The sequence below is a fragment of the Stenotrophomonas sp. STEN030 genome (assembly GCF_056759995.1).
Genome location: NZ_JBRREB010000007.1, coordinates 1 through 20082, shown reverse-complemented (window position 1 = coordinate 20082; position 20082 = coordinate 1). Strand labels below are relative to the sequence as shown.

The 20082-nt window shown below is 58.8% G+C and carries 15 protein-coding genes and 1 pseudogene; 2 read left to right on the top strand and 14 right to left on the bottom strand.

Translation table 11 applies throughout. The features are described 5' to 3' along the window. Positions 1-145: 145 nt before the first annotated feature. From ACVOLR_RS03600 to ACVOLR_RS03570, 7 genes and pseudogenes are all read right to left on the bottom strand, one after another. Positions 146-850 (bottom strand): hypothetical protein, encoded by a 705-nt coding sequence (locus ACVOLR_RS03600; protein ID WP_481535297.1) that lies wholly within the window; start codon positions 848-850, stop codon positions 146-148. 100 nt (positions 851-950) lie between these two features. Continuing rightward, positions 951-1104: pseudogene (locus ACVOLR_RS03595) on the bottom strand (transposase); the annotation flags it as partial. 522 nt (positions 1105-1626) lie between these two features. Then, positions 1627-2646, bottom strand: coding sequence for a zinc-dependent alcohol dehydrogenase family protein (locus ACVOLR_RS03590; protein WP_481535223.1), 1020 nt, complete (start codon positions 2644-2646; stop codon positions 1627-1629). 78 nt (positions 2647-2724) lie between these two features. Further along, the gene (locus tag ACVOLR_RS03585; protein WP_481535292.1) at positions 2725-3711 is read right to left on the bottom strand and encodes an aldo/keto reductase; all 987 of its coding nucleotides are present in this window, start codon (positions 3709-3711) and stop codon (positions 2725-2727) included. A gap of 238 nt (positions 3712-3949) precedes the next feature. Beyond that, on the bottom strand, positions 3950-4717 hold the full coding sequence (locus ACVOLR_RS03580) for an SDR family NAD(P)-dependent oxidoreductase (RefSeq protein WP_481535222.1): 768 nt from the start codon (positions 4715-4717) through the stop codon (positions 3950-3952). Positions 4718-4768: 51 nt separating this feature from the next. Beyond that, complete coding sequence (locus tag ACVOLR_RS03575) at positions 4769-5545, bottom strand: NAD(P)H-dependent oxidoreductase (protein WP_481535221.1); 777 nt, start codon at positions 5543-5545, stop codon at positions 4769-4771. 7 nt (positions 5546-5552) lie between these two features. Continuing rightward, positions 5553-6647: an NADH:flavin oxidoreductase/NADH oxidase gene (locus tag ACVOLR_RS03570; protein WP_481535220.1), complete on the bottom strand. Its 1095-nt coding sequence runs from the start codon at positions 6645-6647 to the stop codon at positions 5553-5555. A gap of 215 nt (positions 6648-6862) precedes the next feature. Between ACVOLR_RS03570 and ACVOLR_RS03565 the strand changes: the two genes are divergently transcribed. Together ACVOLR_RS03565 and ACVOLR_RS03560 are read left to right on the top strand one after the other, a co-directional pair. Then, positions 6863-7723 carry an AraC family transcriptional regulator gene (locus tag ACVOLR_RS03565; RefSeq protein WP_481535219.1) on the top strand — a complete coding sequence of 287 codons (861 nt, stop codon included), beginning with the start codon at positions 6863-6865 and terminating at the stop codon, positions 7721-7723. A gap of 34 nt (positions 7724-7757) precedes the next feature. Next, complete coding sequence (locus ACVOLR_RS03560) at positions 7758-8594, top strand: SDR family oxidoreductase (RefSeq protein ID WP_481535218.1); 837 nt, start codon at positions 7758-7760, stop codon at positions 8592-8594. 117 nt (positions 8595-8711) lie between these two features. Here ACVOLR_RS03560 and ACVOLR_RS03555 read toward each other — a convergent pair whose 3' ends face one another. The 7 genes from ACVOLR_RS03555 to ACVOLR_RS03525 form a co-directional block, all read right to left on the bottom strand. Next, complete coding sequence (locus tag ACVOLR_RS03555; RefSeq protein ID WP_481535217.1) at positions 8712-9074, bottom strand: DUF1801 domain-containing protein; 363 nt, start codon at positions 9072-9074, stop codon at positions 8712-8714. A gap of 821 nt (positions 9075-9895) precedes the next feature. Continuing rightward, a complete protein-coding gene (locus ACVOLR_RS03550) occupies positions 9896-11296 on the bottom strand; it encodes a sensor histidine kinase (RefSeq protein WP_481535216.1) in 1401 nt (466 codons plus the stop codon). Between the two features lie 573 nt (positions 11297-11869). Continuing rightward, positions 11870-13054 (bottom strand): beta-barrel domain-containing protein, encoded by a 1185-nt coding sequence (locus tag ACVOLR_RS03545; protein ID WP_481535215.1) that lies wholly within the window; start codon positions 13052-13054, stop codon positions 11870-11872. Continuing rightward, positions 13051-15333, bottom strand: coding sequence for a type I secretion system permease/ATPase (locus ACVOLR_RS03540; protein WP_481535214.1), 2283 nt, complete (start codon positions 15331-15333; stop codon positions 13051-13053). The genes ACVOLR_RS03545 and ACVOLR_RS03540 overlap by 4 nt, the downstream gene beginning before the upstream one ends. Then, positions 15330-16718, bottom strand: a complete 1389-nt coding sequence (locus ACVOLR_RS03535) for a TolC family outer membrane protein (RefSeq protein ID WP_481535213.1) — start codon at positions 16716-16718, stop codon at positions 15330-15332. The genes ACVOLR_RS03540 and ACVOLR_RS03535 overlap by 4 nt, the downstream gene beginning before the upstream one ends. Positions 16719-16913: 195 nt before the next feature. Further along, complete coding sequence (locus ACVOLR_RS03530; protein ID WP_481535212.1) at positions 16914-17879, bottom strand: OmpA family protein; 966 nt, start codon at positions 17877-17879, stop codon at positions 16914-16916. Beyond that, positions 17845-20082, bottom strand: a 2238-nt coding sequence (locus ACVOLR_RS03525) for a cadherin domain-containing protein (RefSeq protein ID WP_481535211.1), incomplete at its 5' end; no start/stop codon positions are given. The genes ACVOLR_RS03525 and ACVOLR_RS03530, both read right to left, overlap by 35 nt.

Below are 20082 nucleotides of genomic sequence, written 5' to 3'. Positions count from 1 at the left end.
ACGCAGAGCAAACGAGATCGGCGCTTCGGTGGACTACGACTTCGCCATGGCCAAACCACCTCTCTGCCCGGGGTCGGTTTCGCCGGATTTCTCTACTTTTGAATGGCTCAGAAAGCTGGGAGATGGTCACGCGGATCACGTCCGGCTAAGGCTTGGCCTCTCCAAGCGCGGCTTCGACCTTGAGAACATACATATGACCAACGAGTCCGCTGCCTTCCTCAAGGACATAGAGAACGCCTTGGTCGCCATGCACTGAGCCAATCCAGTCGACAGATCGGATGGTAGTGTCAGAGTTCAGTAGCACCAACCGGTTGACAGCACCCAAGCTTGCGGTGGTAACGATGGAGACTTCGGAATGGCCATCGCTGCTCGACAAAACAAGGTCGACCGATCTGCCATCGCGTGCAGAAGCGATTCTATTTTCGCTGAAATAGATGCGTCTATCTTCGATTCTTGGAAATGTTCGTCCATGCGGGACTTCTACCCTTCTGGCTTCAAGGCCAGTAGAAGCACGGTTCGGCCCGATCACCACGCCTGTCGAGAATCCATAGGTGGAGCCTCGAAAGCTGGTCAGATACTGGCCGCATGAGCTCGATATCTCCGATGCCGATACTGACGCAACGTAGTCACTCACAACGCGCAAACTGCTTTTCACAGTTGAGGGCAACTCATCTGTACGAAACGTTTCGAAAACAAAGGCTGGATTGGCGCATTGCTTCGATGATGCCTGCTCCACCGCCGCCGTCGATGAGGCAGGCGCTATCAGCAGAATGCAGGCTGCGAACGCGCAGCATTTAGACCGGGCAGTGGGCGGAGGAGACCATGGCGCCCAACTTTTCCGCTTTGTCATCGCTCACACTCCTGGAAAATCGCGTTGCTGGTTTTGTTTGGCTTGGCAGAAAGCTCAAGGGAGCCTGCATCGCCTCCAACAGTATTGCCGCAGCTAGTCGCTCCAAAGCATCCATGCCGCCGCACTTGGATTTCCACACGTAGTAAGTCGCATTGGAAACTCCCAGCTCATGGCAGATATCCTTGATCTGCCTTCCAGCCTCAACCTGCTTAACGTCGCAACGACCTGCTCCCGGTGAACTTGCCCCTGCGCATCAGTGGTCTCCTTGGGGCTAGCTGGCCCGGAGACCGCGAGAAATACCTGGATCAAGTTTACGGATAGGCGACATCCCACTTGTACCCCCAACGCCGCTGGATGTACGTGGACAAGCCCGGACCAAAGCGCACAAAAAGCCCGCATCTCTGCGGGCCTGATATGAATTCTGGACTTGCCTGGACGCCATGGAATCAGGCGATGGTGCGCTTATCTGACCCGAATAGTCGATACAACCATATGCTTTAAAAGCACTAAATATTAAATTCACATTAAAAATACCCCCATTTGTACCCCTTTTTTGATTGGATGCTGTTGGACTTATTCGGACAGCAGCGTCATTTGTCGACGAAACCCCACATAGCCATGCACCTCCTGCTTGGAGCTCTACCTCTCACCCTAAGAGGCAGAGCTACATGGATCTGTCGTCTGCCCGGAGACCTCCCAGCATTCCTGAAGGTTTACGAGCAAAAAATCCAAAGTCACAGTTAACGTCCGCTGTCGGCCAAAAGCGGACATGCTGCTTAGTTTGTCGCGACTCGGATCACGACCTTCCCTACATGAGAACCTTTGTCAACGTGGGAGAACGCATCGGTAGTCTTGCTGAAATCAAAAGCCTCATGAATGATTGGTCTCAGGCGCGACCCCGCAATGGCTTGAGCAAGGTCTGTGAGCCCCTCTCGGCTCCCGACGGAAATATGGCGGAAGTTCGCTCCGCTACCGAATAGCTCATAGAAGTCTACCGACCTTTGATCGCCACTCAAGAAGCCGATGCCCGAAATCTCGCCGCCTGGACGCACTGCCTTGAGACTTTCTGACAGCGTACCCGGACCGCCAACCTCGATAACCCGATCAACGCCCGCCCCGTCGGTCAGACGCCTGATCGCAACACCCCAGTTTCGGTCTTCCAAGTAGTTGACGACTTCGTCGGCCCCCAGAGACTTAAGCAGACCCGCTTTCGTAGCGCTGGATGTAGTGGCGATCACTTTGGCACCCAGCAGCTTCGCGAGCTGCAGTGCAAAGAGGGAGACGCCTCCGGTGCCTTGCGTCAACACGGTCTGGCCAGGTCCGACGGACCTGCCAAGCTTGAGCGCACTCCAGGCAGTCAAGGCGGCGCAGGGGAGCGTAGATGCCTCTTCAAGGGTAAGTTGAGGAGGGACCGCAACCAGATCCTCTTGGCTGACAACCTTGTACTCTACCAACCAGCCGTCCGAAAGCGCCCCGTAGGCCCGCCGATTGACATCCACCGGCATGCGGCCGCCGTACCAGCCCGGGTGAAAGACTCCCATGACCCGGTCGCCTTGAATGAACCTGTCTACACCTTCGCCGATCTCGACAATCACGCCGGCCGCATCGCTGGTCGGGATGAGTCCGTGCTCATGCGGTACAGGATACTCATTTCGCATCATTGCTATATCGCGAAAATTCAGCGACACCGCATGCACCTTGACGAGGACCTCTCCTCGCTGCGGGCGGGGTAATGGCTCCTCGACGCGGGTCAAACCGGCTACACCTATGAAATCGTTGACCCTGTAAACCTTCACTTCCTCACCTCCGTCCAGATATTCATCTAGCTCAATGGATTAGGCGGCGCAGGCATGCCTAGAGCCGCCTAGAGTAAGTCAGATCGAGTAGTCGATCTGGCTCATATGGGCTTCACCCATACGGTCACCGAATACTGGGAACTTGGACAGCGACGTGTCGATTTCTTGGACATCCGCTTGGCTCAACCGAAGGCCGTTTGCCCCAAGGTTCTCCAGCAGATGGTCGACGCTACGGGTGCCGGGGATGGGAACGATGTTGGGTCCCTTCGCTAGCAACCATGCTAGGGAGACTTGGGAAGGCGTAACTCCTTTCTTTGCTGCGTACTGCTTGATCCACTCAATGATTGGCATGTTGAGCGGCAGGAACTCCTTGGAGAACCTCGGGAAGCCCGCCCGGAAGTCTGCCTTCTCATCAAACGTGGTTGACGTGTCGATTTTTCCCGTGAGGAAGGCCTCTCCGAGCGGTGCCCAAGGTACGAGGCCGATGCCCAGCTCATTGCACGTATCCAGCACACCGTTGAGCTCGACGTTGCGGGTCCAGAGCGAATACTCAGTCTGCACGGCAGAAACCGGCTGCACTGCATGCGCGCGGCGGATGGAGGCCGCGCTCGCTTCGGACAGGCCGAAGTTCAGCACCTTGCCTTGGGCAATAAGTTCCTTGACCGCGCCAGCCACCTCTTCCACCGGAACGTTCGGATCAATGCGGTGTTGGTAATACAAGTCGATCCGATCGGTTCGAAGTCGCTTGAGCGATTCCTCAACCACCTTGCGGATGTGCTCAGGCCTGCTGTTGAGGGCGATCGTGCCGTCAATGGCAAATCCGAATTTGGTTGCGATCTTCACCTTGTCGCGGATGGGCTGAAGGGCCTCACCGACCAGCTCTTCGTTGATGTACGGTCCGTACACTTCCGCCGTATCGAAGAAGGTCACACCGTTTTCGAATGCGGTGCGAAGCGTTTTGATCCCCTCCGCCTTGGGCATCGGCACGTTGTAGTTGCCCGTCATGTTCATGCAGCCGGCGCCGATCTCCGACACCTCAAGCGTTCCAAGCTGGCGTTTCTTCATTGGGATGACTCCTGTGATTGAGGTTTTTACTGAGTTGCCGGCCGAGGCAGTACCGAGGCCAAAGAGGGAGCCAGCCGACAGCGCTGCGCCCATCAGTGCGGTACGTTTGATGAACTCCCGGCGACCGCTAACCTTGCCGCCTGCCTGATCATCCGCGCCGCTTTCCGTCTTCTCGCTCATGTTCATATCCTTCCAAGGGGGGGGCTCGCATCGTTAGTACATCTCGCGCCTGCGCGAACTACTGTGCTGTGAAGCCGCCGTCCACCGAGATTCCCGCGCCGATAACAAAGCTCGAAGCAGCACTACTAAGCCAAAGTACCGCTGCGGCCAGTTCCTCTGGCCGTCCCAGCCTATGGATGGGCTGGGCATCGATAACGGCGTCTAGCTCTCCTGGGTTGCTCTGCTGCATCCTCGCCAGCATGGGCGTATCGAATACACCAGGGCACACCGCATTAACTCGGATTCCCCTGTGCGCGTACTCCACGCCAGCACTCTTTGTCAGGCCAAGCACTGCGTGCTTGGTGCCGTGATATGCGGCTCGGCGAGACTGGCCGACCAATCCGCCAAGCGATGAGCAGTTTACGATCACGCCACTTCCCTGACGCTCCATCTGCAGCAGCTCGTGCTTCATGCATGCCCAAACGCCGCGCAGATTCACATTTGTGACTTCGTCGAAGGCTTCAGCGGATGTGGCTGTGAAGGCCTCGTGCGGACCATTGATCCCGGCGTTGTTGAACGCAATATCGAGTTTTCCATGGTCCGCAACAATCCTGCCAACAAGGGCTGCCACTTGCCCTTCATCTGCGACGTCACATTGAAGTGCGTCCACATTGTGGCCTGATTTACGCAGATCATTGGTGGCAGCGATCAGGGATGGCTCGTCTTCCGAGGATAGGATCACTGTCGCGCCAGCCTCTGCGAAGGCCTTTGCCGTGGCGAAGCCGAGCCCTGAGCTGGCACCGGTGATAAGTACGACGGCTCCCGAGAAATCGTAGATTGGGTTCATTGCTGTTCCATTGGATTCAGAGGCGGATGTCGTTGCGTACCAAAGTTTTCGTCATCCCACGTGCTGCCCAAGATGCAGTTTCAGCCGCTTCATGTCGCTCTCGACCTGGGGCGAGCTGACGACGTCGTAGCAAGCAAAGGCAGGCAGTACAGTTGCGCCGCAGAAGCGATAGTTCGCCGTGTTCGCGGCGAATACTTCGTCCAACGATCGTCCTTGGTGGAGTGCTTGGGCAGGATCATCGAACGCAGCTTTCGGTGAGTTCATGGTCAGCGAGAGAAAGTACCGCTTGCCTTTCATCTTCCCGCCGGACCCGTACTGAGCAGATGGGTCTGCAGCGGAGCGTCCGTCTCCAGCGAGAAAACTGCCTTGAACGAGGCCCGCGGTAAAAACGTCGTCCACATATTTCTTGTAGATCCATGGGTTGCCGAACCAGAAGACGGGCGACTGCGTGACAATCAAGTCGGCCCAGAGATGCTTGTCCACCTCCTCCTGAGTGTCGTAGCCCGAATCAATCACGGTGGTCCTGACCTCAAATCCCTTTGATGCGAGCTCCGTACCGATCAGAGCAGCCATGGTCCGATTCAGCCGGCCCTCGCTGATGCCGGGATGCGGTTGATGAGCATTGATGATCAGAGCTTTGTCGCCGTGGCTTGGTGGTCTGGCCATGCCGACATTGCCAGCAGGATCAGGGTTGGCTGCAGCGGACCTGGCCAGTACCGGTCCGAACAGAGCGGTGCCTATCAGCGCTGCTCCTGTCCTCAAGAGGCGTCGGCGCTCGGGGAGCGGCTCATACGCGGGGTCATCTGGATGGAGTGGTGGAGTCTTCATGGGTGCATTACCTGGACCAGTTCTTCAGCCAGTACGCGTAGGGGGTGGGCAGCACCTCCTGCGGCTCTTTGAGGTCGAGCGCCGACGCCGCCTCGTAGGGCCAATGCGGATTGGCCAGTAAGGTGCGGGCGAACATCACTAGGTCCAGCTTTCCCTCCCGGACGTAGGCGTCGGCTTCGGTCGGATCGGTGATCATCCAACTGGTCGCTACAGGTAGCCCGACCTCGCTCTTAACGCGGGATGCCCACGGCACCATGAAGTTCCGACCCCAAGGGGTCTTCTCATCAGGCGTGGTGCCGGCCAAGCCGACATCGACCAGGTCCAGACCGCATTGCTTCAGCCAGCGCAGTAAGGTGACCGAATCCCCAAATGAGTCCTCGGCGTGTTCATCAAACTCGACTACACCCAGCCGCACTGTTAGGGGCAGCGAGCTCGGCCATACACGTCTTACGGCGTCAACAACCTCCAACAGGAACCGGGCACGATTCTCCAGTGAGCCGCCGTACTCGTCGGTTCGCAGGTTCGATTTGCTCGAAAGGAAGGTCTGCGCGAGGAAGCCATGCGCGAAGTGGAGCTCAAGCCACTCGAAGCCGGCCTCTGCGGCGCGTCCGGCGGCGGCCGCGAAGTCGTCCTGCACACGCCGGATGTCCGCCGTGCTCATCTCCAAGGGCATATGCGGCTCGCCTGCCATGTAAGGCACGGCGCTGGGGGCCTCCGGTTGCCAGCCCTGGGGATCGTCTGGCGCAATCGGGTGCCCACCCTCCCACGGTGCGGTGCAACTGGCCTTTCTGCCGGCATGTCCGATCTGGATGCCCGCTACCGCCCCGGCAGCCTTGATGGAGCGTGCGACCTCGGCAAAGCCGGCCACCTGTGAGTCATTCCAAAGCCCCGCATCCCCTGGCGTAATGCGGCCCCTCGCGGATACGGCTGTCGCCTCGACAACTACAAGCCCGGCGCCGCCCCGGGCGATTCCTGAATAGTGGGTCCGGTGCCAGTCGGTGAGGTGACCGTCGCGCGCCATGTATTGGCACATGGGCGAGACCACAATCCTGTTGCGGAGCCGGATCGTCTTCAGGTGGAAGGAGGAGAACAACGAACTCATGGTGCCAACCGCTCGTGGTGTGTGGCGGTCAGTGTAGGTAGCACCCTGGGCCAGAAGGTTGCATGGACTGACGGATTGATTGCACGATCCAACGCGGCTGCCGTTACGACGTTGACGTCCGCCCCCGTAGGCAGGATGCTCACCGAGCACTCAAACAATGTTGAATTCCCTTGAAATCAGCAATAAAGCCTTGGAGCGCCTCGCCCGGAGCGCTTGTGGAAGCGGTTGCCGGAATTGCCCAATGCGATGGCGACTTTCCCACTCGTATTCGCGGGCTGAGCGTCCACCGCCGGAGCTCGGTCGGTGCCCCGATGCCGTGCATCTACGGCCTCGGACTGGGGCTCACGCTGCAGGGTCGCAAACAGGTCCTGCTCGGCGACGAGGTGTATGACTTTTCACCTGGCATGTCGCTGCTCACGACCGTGGATCTCGCAGTGGCTTCCCACGTTGTGGACGCCAGCCGGGACAGTCCATTCTTGGGAATGCTGCTTACCCTCGATCCGGAAACGGTCATCGATGAAGCGGCACGCATGGACCTGCCACCGGTACCGAAGGGATTTGCATACAAGCCCATCTCGCTGGAGCCTTTGGATGCGCCGTTGGTAGATGCACTGGCACGGCTGGTTAGGCTGCCGTCGGAAGAGCATGTTGCGGACGCACTAGCCCCTCTCATACGGCGAGAGATCACCGTTAGGCTGCTTGCAAGCGCTCACGGCAACCATCTTCGCAACGTTGTCACGGTCGGCACCCCAGGGCAGCAGATCGCCAAGGTCATGGCGTGGCTCAAGCTGAACTTCCATCGCACGCTGCGCGTTGACGAGCTGGCAGCTTCCGCCGCCATGAGCGCAACAACCTTCCGACAGCATTTCCGCGACGTGGCCGGCATGAGTCCCCTGCAGTACCAGAAGCAGCTACGTCTGCAGGAGGCCCGGCAGATCATGCTCAACGAGCACGTGGATGCCAGCGTGGCCGGCCTGCGCGTCGGCTACGAAAGCCCTTCGCAGTTCAGTCGCGAGTACAGCCGGCTGTTCGGTGCACCACCACAACAGGACGTTCGTCGATTGCGGATTAGCTAAGCGTTACCCAAACAGTTCAAGAGGATCGAAGGCAATGAGCAAGCAACAGGTATGGCTGATCACCGGTGCCGGGCGAGGCTTGGGCGTTGAAATCGTCAAGGCTGCTCTCGCGAAGGGACACTTAGTAGTGGCGACGGCACGGAACGTGGACAGGGCCGCTGCACAACTAGGTCAGCATGCGAACCTTCGTGTGGTGGAGTTAGACGTGACGCAACCCGAGCAGGCCGAGGCAGCAATGCGGGCCACTATCGAAGCGTTCGGGCGGCTGGACGTACTGGTTAACAACGCTGGCAACTTCCGAGCCGGGTTCTTCGAAGAGTTGAGCCCCGACCAGATCCGCGACCAGATAGAAACGCTGCTGTTCGGACCCATGAATGTCACCCGTGCCGCGCTGCCACTAATGCGTGAGGCACGTGCGGGACTGGTGCTGACCATTTCCTCGACCGCGGGCATCATAGGACAGGCGTTCTGCAGCGCATACGCTGCCGCGAAGTTCGGCGTAGAGGGCTGGATGGAATCGCTGGCCCTTGAGGTCCAGCCATTCGGCATTCGCACGATGCTCGTAGAGCCCGGGTTCTTTAGGACAGAACTTCTCAGCGAAAGCTCCACAGACTATGCTGAGCTGTCCATAAGCGACTACGGTGAGCGCACGCGTCAGACCATCGAGGCGTGGACGGGAATGGACGGCAAGCAAGGCGGCGACCCGGCAAAACTCGCAGGTACATTGGTTCAGCTGGTAGAGCTTGAGGAACCTCCAGTGCGATTTGCAGCCGGCTCGGATGCGGTTGAGACGTTCGAGGCTAAGGCAAGGCAGCTCAGTGACCAGGCCCAGGCCTATAGGGAACTCTCTTGTTCATTGAATATTGAGTAAGGAACGAGGCGTTCCTTGCTCCCGTATCCCGCAGTCAATGTCCGCTCTCGGCCAACAGCAGACGTTCAACGCCGGAATTAAGCCGAGCCGCGAAGCAGCTTCGGCTTGAGTGAATTGTTAGACACCACTCTTCGCGGCCTCCAACGCCAGCGGAAGGTAGCGGACCAGCTCCTTAGCCTCAATGTCTTGTACCGAGCGCAGCTTAATATGTCGTCGGCCTTTGCCACCGCCCTCCAGATGGCCGAGAGTATTTGGAATCTTGGCGCCGCAACCAAACTCAACCGACACATGTTGCTTGTAGGCAAACACGCCACAGAATTGCACGCCTGAAGCGAAGAGGATGCCACCGTACTTCACTTCTTCGGTCACAGACGGAATGGTCACTTTGACAAGCTTGCGAACAAACTCAACCAATGAAAGTTGCTCGTCGCCAAGCAGACGAACGTCATCTAGGAGCTCTTGGACGGACTTCCTGGCCATGATGTGGTGCCTAACTCCGGAACTAAGCCGTCCCGCAAAGCGGGTTCGACTTGAATGAACTGCTAGGGCCATGCTAGCCGAAATCTCGACGATGAGCAGCCTTTAGCCAGACGCGGTCAACTAGTCCATCGAAACCAACGATCGCATCTACCCCGCAGTGTGGACAGACTGCGGTCTTATCTTCCTCGTCACACCACTCAACAATGGAGCTCGGTGCGAAATCTTGGAAACAGCAGACACAGACTGCAGCTTCGCTGGCGAGGAGCCGTCTACGGTTTGTTGAAATTTCGGTGGTTCTTCCCAAGGGGCCTAACTCCGGAATTAAGCCGACTCGCGAAGCGGCGTCGGCTTGAATGAACTGTTAGGCATCGGTCGTAGACTCAAAATACTGGTCGAACGCCAAAACCGCCGCCTCAATCGTTGATGACGTCCCGAACCGGTGATGCGGATATTGCTCTACTAACAGTTCCGGGAATTGGGGTGGATCAGGCCCGCAGCGCAAACGTTTGCCCCCTCAACATCGAGAGAACATCGGCGGTGGTGAGCCGCCGCCCCAAAGCTTACCCCCTCCCTCTCTGTCCAGAGCAATATCCATCGCAGCTTTCTGACCTGGCGCACAGGCGCCGAAGAATCCGATGCCATCCACCTAGCAGTAAAGCCGCCGTTGCCGCCAGACCAGATAGGAGAACCGACCGAATGGCATCCAGACAGCAGCCCCTGACCATTGCTCAGATAATCCCAAATCACCTGCTGCGCACACGTTTGCCTCGCCGTGGCGCCCCCTCACTCGCTCGAATCTGGAAATCACTGCTGGAACGATGTCAGGCCTGATTCGGCTCCAGCAGGTAGTCAGGAAAGCGGACGAAAATCGTTGTCCCAATGCCCAACCGACTTTCTGCGTTTACGCTACCACCAGCCCGCTCGACAAGATCTCGAACGACAGAAAGACCAAGCCCACTCCCTTCTCCATACGGCTTGGTGGTGAAGAACGGATCGAACGCTTGTGCCAGCACCTCGACTTCCATGCCCTCTCCAGAGTCTGCCAATCCCAGTACCAACCGATTGTCCTCCATGTACGCTCGAAGGAAGAACTCGCCGCCATCAGGCATCGCATGGTCTGCGTTGGCGGCGACATTCAGAATCATCAGATCGAACTGCAACCGATCGAATAAAACGGCCGGGAGCCCCTCATCCACTGCCGCTTCGATCTTCACCCCGGCTCCCATCAATTGCCGAATCATCGGCAACAACGCCTTCAATGCTTTTCCGACGTCGAACCATTCTTCCGCTCCTTCCTCCTGCCGGACCAACGACATCAGCCGACGATTCAGTAATGTTGCACGCTTCACTGCCAGATCCACGCCCATCAGGGATTCCTGCATCTTCGCTTCATTCCCGGAATGCAGTCCGATATGCACGTAGCCACTGGCTACTGCTAGAACATTCCCAAAGTCATGCGCAACACCACTGGCAAGCCTTCCGATCGCTTCCATTTTCTGAGCTTGAATCAGTTGAGTGAACGTGCGCTCTCGCTCTGCCATCTCCTCGGTCAGCCGCTGATTGGAAATAACCAATGCTTCTCCGCGCGCCTTCGCCTCGCGGAGGCTTTCGCGAAGAGCGACTGAGCTCCGATCCAGCACCACCGAGATCATTAGGAACATAGCGGTACTGAAGGCCGCATCGCCGGCTAGCTCGACCGCGCTGCCCTGCTTCCCGATGTCGACGCCTATGCCCAATGCGAATGCGACCGCAATACTGAAGAACATGGTCCATAACGCCGCCCGCCCAACAACCAACGCGGCAATCGCCATCCAGATTGCCAACACCGGTTGTTCAAAGCGCTGCGCGCCAAAGCCTGAGATCAAGTACGCAGGGATGATCGTCGCAACGAAAACACACAACAAAGCATATGAGGCGACCTTGAATTTTCCCTTGCGAACAAGCACAAAGCTCATCGCGGAAATGAAACTCACGGACAAGGACAGCGCCATGCTGGCGATCTCGCCCGACCTCCATGGAATATCCACCAGAAAAGCCCGATAGCACCAAGCTCCCGCAGGCAATGCCGCCAACAGAAATGATATGAGCTGAAGCATTGCTGCATTTCTGCGATCGACCGCGTCGGCAATCGGCACGCTGCGCAACCACCCCACCACATGACGCCATGAGCCAAATCCCTTGACCTGCTGACTCGCCAGTGTCGTCGCGACCTTGTCATCCACTTTTGTGCCTCCTTGACGCAATCGTATTCATCATCAGCTCGCACATTCCCACTTCGAAAATGTAACAGTCAGCCGGCGCCTGGGCGCCCGCCGTTCCTCCGAGGGAGTAAATAGGTCTACTCAACACCCAGATTATCTGGGCAACACAAGCGTTGCATCATCCTGCATATTCTAGCCATCTACACGACGATAGAGCCTGAATTCTTGGACGACAACGCAGCATTGCAGGCGCGCAGCAGAAGGCGATCAATCTCGTATTCAACACGGGCATCACCAACTCCCCCAAGACGCAAGGTGAATCGCAATATGGCGGTGAGCCGGTCATGCCGCTGGTATGAAGACAGAAGCGGGAGGTCTCTCTCGAAACCGTCGATTAGTTCAGCCAAACGGCGCAGCTTTTCAGATGGCATTCAAGGATGACCGGTAAGTTGATACAACTATCTGCGCACGGCTGGCGGCAACAGCTCTCTGACGTCCAGATACCCTGATAGATATATGGACGCCCTGGGCACTTCGCTCATATGCCCACCGTGTCGTTCTCAGGCATGACTACCATCAGCGGTGGTTGCGCGGTCAACGCTCACGCAGCGCCTCTCCAGCACGATTCAGCGGTTTAACAAGGTACTGCCATATGGTCTTGCTGCCGGTGCGAATATCGGCCGTGGCTATCATGCCAGGCACGATCGGAAACTCTTTCCCTGCTTTGTTTCGCAGCGCATCGCTGTCAGTCCGGATGAACACCCGGTAGTAAACGACCTCGGGTTTGACCTCATCGCGGATGGTATCTGGCGAAATGGTGACAACCTTGCCGGAGAGCCCGCCGTAGATGGCATAGTCGTAGGCGGTGATCTTCACCAAGGCCTCCTGTCCGGGATGTATGAAAGCAATGTCGCGCGGTGAGACCTTGGTTTCAACCAACAATTGATCACCCAACGGTACGATCACCATCGCCTGTCCATTTGGCGGCACCACGCCACCAATGGTAGTGACCTCGACATCCTTCACCACGCCGCGTACCGGAGAACGCAGCGTCAGTCGCGTCAACGAATCAGCACGTCCGCGGACCACCGAGGACAACGACTCAACCTCTGCATTCGCCTTCGCTAGTTCCTCGCGGCTGCGCACCATATATTCCGAGCGCACCTCGGCAATCTTCAAACGCAGCTCTGAGCTCTGCCGCTGTAAGCGCAGCAACTCCACACTGCTGGCTGCACCGGTTGCCAGCAACGACTCGGTGATGTGAAGTTCTCGGCTCACCAGGTCCAACGAACGTTGTAGCCCCCCAAGCGACTCGGCCACGCTCGCACGCCTCGACCTGAACAATGCGCTTTCGCTGGTGATCAACTCCGGGTGCGCAGAGACTAGCTCTTCAGGAAAGTGCAAGACAGCGGCACCCTCCACTTCTGCCTGCAAACGGACCGAACTCGCCAAAGCAGCGCGGTACTTCGCCGCAGTTTCCTCGACGCTAGATTCGCCGCGGGTAGGATCCAGCTGCGCCAGCACCTGGTCTTTCTCGACAATGTCGCCCTCGGCAACGTTCAACTCAGCCAAGATGCCACCTTCCAGTGACTGAATCATCTGCTCGCGCGAGATCGGGATCACCTTGCCCGTACCACTGGAGACTTCGTCGATTTCAAACCACCACGCCCAGACCAGAAACAGCAACAGGAAGCCACTGATCCATAGCACCACCCTGGAGGAACCCGTAGCGCGGACCTCGTCGCTACCTGACACTTCATCTGCCTTCCATGCGCTCATGCCCTCCCCTCCTCCGGCACTTCGCTGCCATCCGCGCTTTCGCTACCCTGGGTAACGTGGTCATTCTGCGTCCTCATCCTGACGTTCCCCACCGAGAGTTTGTACGCGGGCTTGGCTCGCGAGGATCTGGAAGTCCCCACAGCTTTGCCGCGCAGCTTCTCGATGACCTCATCCCGAGGCCCATCCAGCACCACTTGGCCGTTGTCGACCACCAACACGCGTTCCACCAGTTGCAGCATCGCCATGCGATGCGTGGCAATGACCATCGTCGTGGTTTCAGGCAATCCTGCCAGTGTTTGGATGACCCCCTGTTCGGCCGCCTCATCTAGCGACGCGCTGGGCTCGTCCAGCAACAGCACGTTCGGGTTTCGCACCAGCAACCGCGCCAGCATTAGGCTCTGACGCTGTCCACCGGACAGGCCGAGGCCTCCTTCCTGCACCATGTGGTCCAGGCCATCGGCCAGGGCGCGTACGTAGGACCACGCGCCGCCTGCCCGCAGCGCCATCATCAGCTCCTCATCGGTCGCAGTTGGCGCCCCCATCATCAGGTTCTCGCGCAACGTTCCATAGAACAGCCGGGACTCCTGTGAGAGGAAACCAACGTCCCTTCGGATATCCGCGGGATCGATGTGTGACAACGGCGTATCGTCCAGCAGTAGATGACCGGACTGTGGCTCCATCATTCCGGACAACGCCCGCAGCAACGTCGATTTTCCAGCACCGTTTCGACCAAGGATCGCGATTCGTTCGCCGGGCTGGACGTTCAGCCCCCCGATCTTCAGTGCCGGCTGCTGGCCGTCATGACTGAAGACCGCATTGGTGAACACGTAGCTGCCAGCCAGCGACGCACGATGGATGCGCTTGCCGTGGTCCGGGGTGTCCACCGGCATCCGCAGCAGATTGTCCAACGCTTCCTTCGCAATGCGAGCCTGCTGCCAGCGGCTGAGAATCTGGGTCAGGCTGGCAAGCGGTCCCAACATGCGGCTGGATAGCATCGAAGCAGCCACCAGCACACCGGTAGTGATGTCGCCCTCCATCACCATCGGCGCTCCGACGAACACCACAACGGTGAACACACCGGTTTGAACGATCTGGGACCAGTTGCTCAGTGTGCTTGTCAGGTCACGCAGCTTCATGCCGGTATCGGCATTGATCTCGTTGTAATGGTTCCAGTGCGTCTGGAATCTTGACTCTGCCTGCAGCAGCTTTATGTCTTCTATCCCCTGCACGGCCTCAACCAACATCGCATTGCGCAGCGACGACTCCCGCATGCCCTCCTGCGCCAATGCGCGCAGGCGCTTCTGCAATAGGATTCCCGGCAACACCATGATCACCGCTGCCAGCACCGGAATCCACACCAGACTACCGGCGATGTACCAGAACATCACGCAGAAAAGCAGGAAGAACGGCACGTCAGCCACGGCAGCGATGGTCGTGGAGGTCAGCATGTCCCGTACGGACTCCAACTCGCGCAGCTGGGATATGAACGTACCCGTCGATTTGGGCCGGGCAGCGTTACGCACACGAAGTGCGTGGCCAAACACCTTGTCGGATACACGCAGATCGGCGCGCTTGCCCAATACATCGGTGATCCGCGTACGCGCCTGCCGCAACACGTAAGCGAACACCATGGAAAGTAGGACTCCGCCGAACAGCACGTACAGCGTGGGCATCGACTGGGCAGGTACAACCCGGTCGTACACCTGCATCGAGAACAGGATACTGGCGATACCGAGAACGTTGGTGACCAGCGATGCCAGAAGGATGTGCCAGTATGGCCGCATGTCGGCCAATACCAGCTGGCGCAACCAGCCCGGCTCGAATGGCTTGATGTAATCATCGACGCGACTGTCCGGCACCGAGCGCATCGGGCGTGCCACTGCCATGCGTACCACCGCCGCGTTCAGCGCCATGGCATCCAATGTGGTGGGCAGGCCGCTATCGCCACCGAGCTCCAAGGTGAACCCCGCCGCCGTCATGGCCGTCACAACACCGACCTGTCCGTCGTTCAGCTGCACCATCAAAGGTAGGCGCCACGGAGTCAGGCGGCTAGGGTTCGGCGCCACCCAGCGTAACGCTAGTCCAACCTGGCGTGCCAGCTGCGGCACGCGCTGCTCCACCGGCCGCCGCTCACCGGCCTGGCCATCCCAATCCGCTGCAATACGAATCGCTTCAGGCGAACAATCAATGCGGTAGTGATTCGCCACGCACAGGATCGCATCGACCCAGCCGTTCAAGTCTTGGGGGGCATTCGCCCCTGTTCCTGCGGAGACGCTCATGGGGTCAACTCCACGCCCGCCAGTGTGTGGCCATCCAGATGGAAAGCACGGCGCAGACCTCCACCTGCAGCCAGGCAATCCACCTGCATACGCTGCAGATCGAGCATGTTGTTCACGCTTTCCACTCGCGCACCATGGAACTCCTGTTCGGCATTGAGCAGGTCCAGCAAGGAACGCGTTCCCAGATCCAGATACTGTTGCCGGTACAGGTCCCGCGTGTGTTCGATGCTGCCGGTGCGCTCATCCAACACGCTTCTTCGGCCTGCATAACCTTTCGCGCGTGATCGCGCGTCTGTCAGCTCCTGACTGGCCTGCAGCCGCGCATGCTCCAACGCCGCCTCTGCCGCTGACAGGGAATGACCCGATGCCCGTCTCCGCGCGGCGTTACCGCCACCTTGGTAAAGAGGTGCTGTCACGTTCAGTGAAATCGACGCGTCGTAGGGCCTGTTGATGCGTGAGTCAGCATTCAAGCCGCGGCTTACAGCTCCATCCACGGACAAGGTCGGCCGGCTCTGCGCGCGAGCAATTTCCACATCCGCCTGCGCCGCGCGAAGTTGTGCCTGAGCTATCAGAACCGCTGGCACTGACTGTGGCAAGGTATCGCCTCCAACGATGTCGCAAGCATCTGCGAGCTGCGTGTCTGCCTGGCCTTCCGTCACGGGCAAGCGGGGCGCACCAGTGAGCTGCCGCAGTTGCAGGCGCCAACGTTCCAGCTGAGCGGTGACCTCCAGAAGGTTCGCGAATGCAGCTTCTTCACGTGCCTGCGCCTGCAGTTCATCAGACAACGGACTCGCCCCCTTCGCACGTCGTTCACGTGCCAGATCAGCGATGGACCCCACGCCCGAACGCTGTGCCTTGCCAAGCTCCAACAGCGCCTCGTAACGACTGACTTCGATCCACGCATGCGCGGTTTCCTGCACAAGTTGATCAACCGCCAGCAGGACTCTCGCCTGGGCTCCCTCACGGCCGGCTTGTGCACGATCAACATCACTGGAGACCTTGCCGAAGTCGTAAAGCATCTGAGAGGCGGATGCAGTCACTTGATGAACGCTGCGACTGTCATATCCCGACCGGGCGCGATTCCGCCAGTCTGAGCCCAGCCCTGCGCGCAGCTGCGGGTAGTATCCGGCACGCGCCACCTGGATCGCTTCGTCCGACTCCATCAGATAGCCCGCGGCGTTGCGTATGCTCGGATGCCACTTCACGGCCATTTCCACTGCCTGACCCAGTTCCAGCACCATCGGTGTCAATGGGCCCACCATGTCCTGCTGCCCCGGCGTGACAGAACGTGTCAGTTCCGCTGCCGGCGCGGTGTTTGTCAGGACGACAAGCAGAGCTGCCACCAACCGAGCCAACGCATGTCGATCCCTCAAGAGATTCTTCATTTCAAATACTTGCTTTCAAGGTCGAGGATTGGCTGAGGAACACACCGAACGCGGACGTCCACCCGGCAGCTCCGCGATTCCGGGATCGCCATCAACAGCCGTCGGATCCGACATCCAAAACGAAAAGAGCGGGCCGCTGTAGCGGCCCGCAACAAGGAAGGAATTGCATGCTTCCATTCCCGTTTCAATCGTTGGTCAATCGACCGGCGTAATAGTGATGGCGACGCGCCGGTTTGGCTTGAGACAAGCGCGAAGCTGCGGTGTTGAGCGCTCGCCTTCGCACTGCTTTACCTGTTCGGCCAATCCACGACCGGAACTGGTGATCCTGTCGACGGCGATGCCGTGATCCACCAGGTACCCAGCTACCGCCTGTGCACGCTGTTCTGACAATCGTTGATTGTAGGTAGCGCTACCGAGCCGATCGGTATGGCCAACGATGTCGACTTTGCTGCTGTTCCCGACCAACTTTGTGACTACGCCGTTGAGCACCTGCATGCCCTCGGCACTGAGAAGATCCTTGTCGAAGTCGAACAAAAAATCGCCCGACAGCTCGATCTGTTCAGGTGTCGCTTGCGCTGGCTCCGGGGCCAATGCCGCCATTGCCAGTCGACACTGGTAACGCCGCCATGAGGTCTCGCGGACGGTTGTTCCGCCAGCTTCGAACACCACCTTGTACTGGCAAACGATGAAATCTTCATCAGCCACGTCAAGCTTGAGGTTGTAGTTCCATTCAGCCCCCCGCTCACCGTTCTCAGTGGACAGCGGCACACCCAGCAGCTCGCGTACCTGTCCATCGTTTATCCCCGGCTTCACGCTCAGGATCTGAGCAGTTGGAACGCGCCGTCCGTCGCGCTGGAACGGCTCGTCGTAGTCGGGTAGTTCCATCGTCACATCACTGTAATCCAGCCGGTGCGGATTGATGTCCGCCGCGCTGCTGCGACTTTGGGCATGGCTCGCAAACGGAGCCAACAGTGCAACCGCCAGCATGCTTGTCAGTAGTTTCTTGTTCATTTCTTGACCTCGATTCTTCAGGAAAGCGTGAACGTCCAGCCTTTGCGGGGCGCGTACCACGCCATCGATTCCGATGGAGCCGGATGGGCCAACGGCCCATCCGGCTCCAGATGCGTCAAACCATCGCTTGATGATGCTGATCCAGCTCATCCAGTGGATGCACCAAGGGCAATGGCATCGCGACCTGCGTAAGCGAACCGGAGAAGGCCTGCATGTCGCCGCCAGGCAGGGATGCACCCAGGCTTCCACTCCCGTACGACGTGACCAGATCACTCAACGCCGGCAAGGCATGCGCTTGTTCGCCCGTCGTGCCGGTGATGTCTTCATCACCATGCAAGGCGAATGACGTTCCACCATCTGCACTATCCGGCAGGACGGTGCCCACCGGATGGACCGTGATAGTCAACGTCGACGACGCCGTATCACCATCGTTGTCGATCAGTGTGAAGCCGATGTCCTCGACTCGGGTTCCCGAATCGATGATCGGAGGGGTGTAGCTGTACTCGCCCGTTTCCATGTTGACGATCAGCCGGCCTCCGGTATTGACGGAGCCATTTGGACCTTCCGTAAGGATGTTCCAGGTGTTGGTCGCCGCATCGAACAAGCCGTTGGCAGTACCACCCGTCACACTTCCGTCATCGTGGTAGGTCCGGCCGTTGACGGTGATGTCGAGCAATCCGCCACCATCGGCGCCGAGACCAGAGTTGCCTCCCAGGGTTCCGTCCATATCCACGACTGCACCCTGCGCAGCATCGATGGCCGAGTCTCGCAGGATCGGCGGCAGGTCATCGATATCGTTCACAAAGACGGAATCGGTGTCCTCGTTGTTGATACCGTCATAGGCGATGCGGTCCATGTTGCCGCGTGCATTGCCCTGCTGGCCCGTCGGAACCTCCATGCCAAATACCTGGGAGAGGATCTGGTTGGCTTCCAGGAAGTCTATCCATGCATTCTCTTCCGCATCATTGATGCCGTTTCCAGCTGAACCAGGAATACCCCAGTTGCTGCTCTGGTTTGGCTCACCATCAGTCAGGAAGTAGGAGACATTCTTGCCTCCAGCGATCTTGCCTGGATCATCGAATGCGTCCATCGCTTTGAGCAGGGCAGCGTCATAGTTGGTTCCATTGCTGTTTGCATTGATGCCATTGACATATGCCTTGGCCGCGTCGATGTCACCCCATGAAGTCCCCCAAGTCTTGGTACCTGCAGCTGTACCGAACACCACGATCTGTACCGCGACATTGCCGAGCCCTGCATAGGTGTCGAGCAACGCGGTTACTGCAGCCTTCATGCCGGCAACCCTGCTCGTAGTCATGCTGCTTGAGATGTCCAAGATCAGCATGACGTTGGTGTCCTGCTCAGGCAGTACCACATCCACCGAACCCGGGTTGGCAACAGGTGCATCGTCGTGCACCGTCACGGTCAGGGTGCCCGTAGCCGGCGGATTGACGCCATCGTCAGCGGTAATCGTCAGGCCGATATCCAGGGCCTCGTCTTCGCTACCCGAGTGATCAAGCGGCTTCAGCAAGTTGACCGTGTAATTGCCTTCGTTGTCGATGGTCGCATTGATAACCTCCTCGCCACCCGCCGTGCCGATCAACGGATCGCCCACGGAACCGGTCCCAGTCCAAGTCACCACCTCTCCACCGGAGGTAAGGCCAACCGGGCCAGCCAAAGTGACCGTCAGCGGACCGCCTACGGTATCGGGGTCGTTGATGTCGACCTGACCTGTCGCGGTAGTCGGACTGTCGTTACCGCCCGGGAAGCCACCCGGCAGCCCCTCCTCGTACACCTCCGCTTGGGCAGCATTGATGACCGGCGAGCTGTCATTCAAGTCCAGTTCGTTGAGCGTGACGGTGATGGTGGTCGTGCCGCCATTGCCATCGCTGGCCACCACCGTGATCTGGTGGCTGTTGCCCGTCGACTCGTAGTCATTCGCCAGCGAGGCTGCACCAGCCGGCGTCAGCGTGATCACACCCGTGGTCGGATCGACCGCGTACCAGCCGTTGTCGTTACCTGCGCTGATGGCGAAGGTCACGTTGTCGCCATCCACGTCACCGGCCTGGACCTGGCCCAGTTCGACGCCCGCAGCGGTGTTCTCGTTGTAGCTGACCGTGTAGCTGGCCGGCGTCGGATTGCCTGCACCGTCATCACCCGGCGGGGTGAAGATCGTGCCCGGCTGATTCGGACCCGGCGGCGTGCCGCCCTGGTTCGGATCTTCAAACTCCGGTGCTTCGTTGACGTCCAGTTCGTTGAGCGTGACGGTGATGGTGGTCGTGCCGCCATTGCCATCGCTGGCCACCACCGTGATCTGGTGGCTGTTGCCCGTCGACTCGTAGTCATTCGCCAGCGA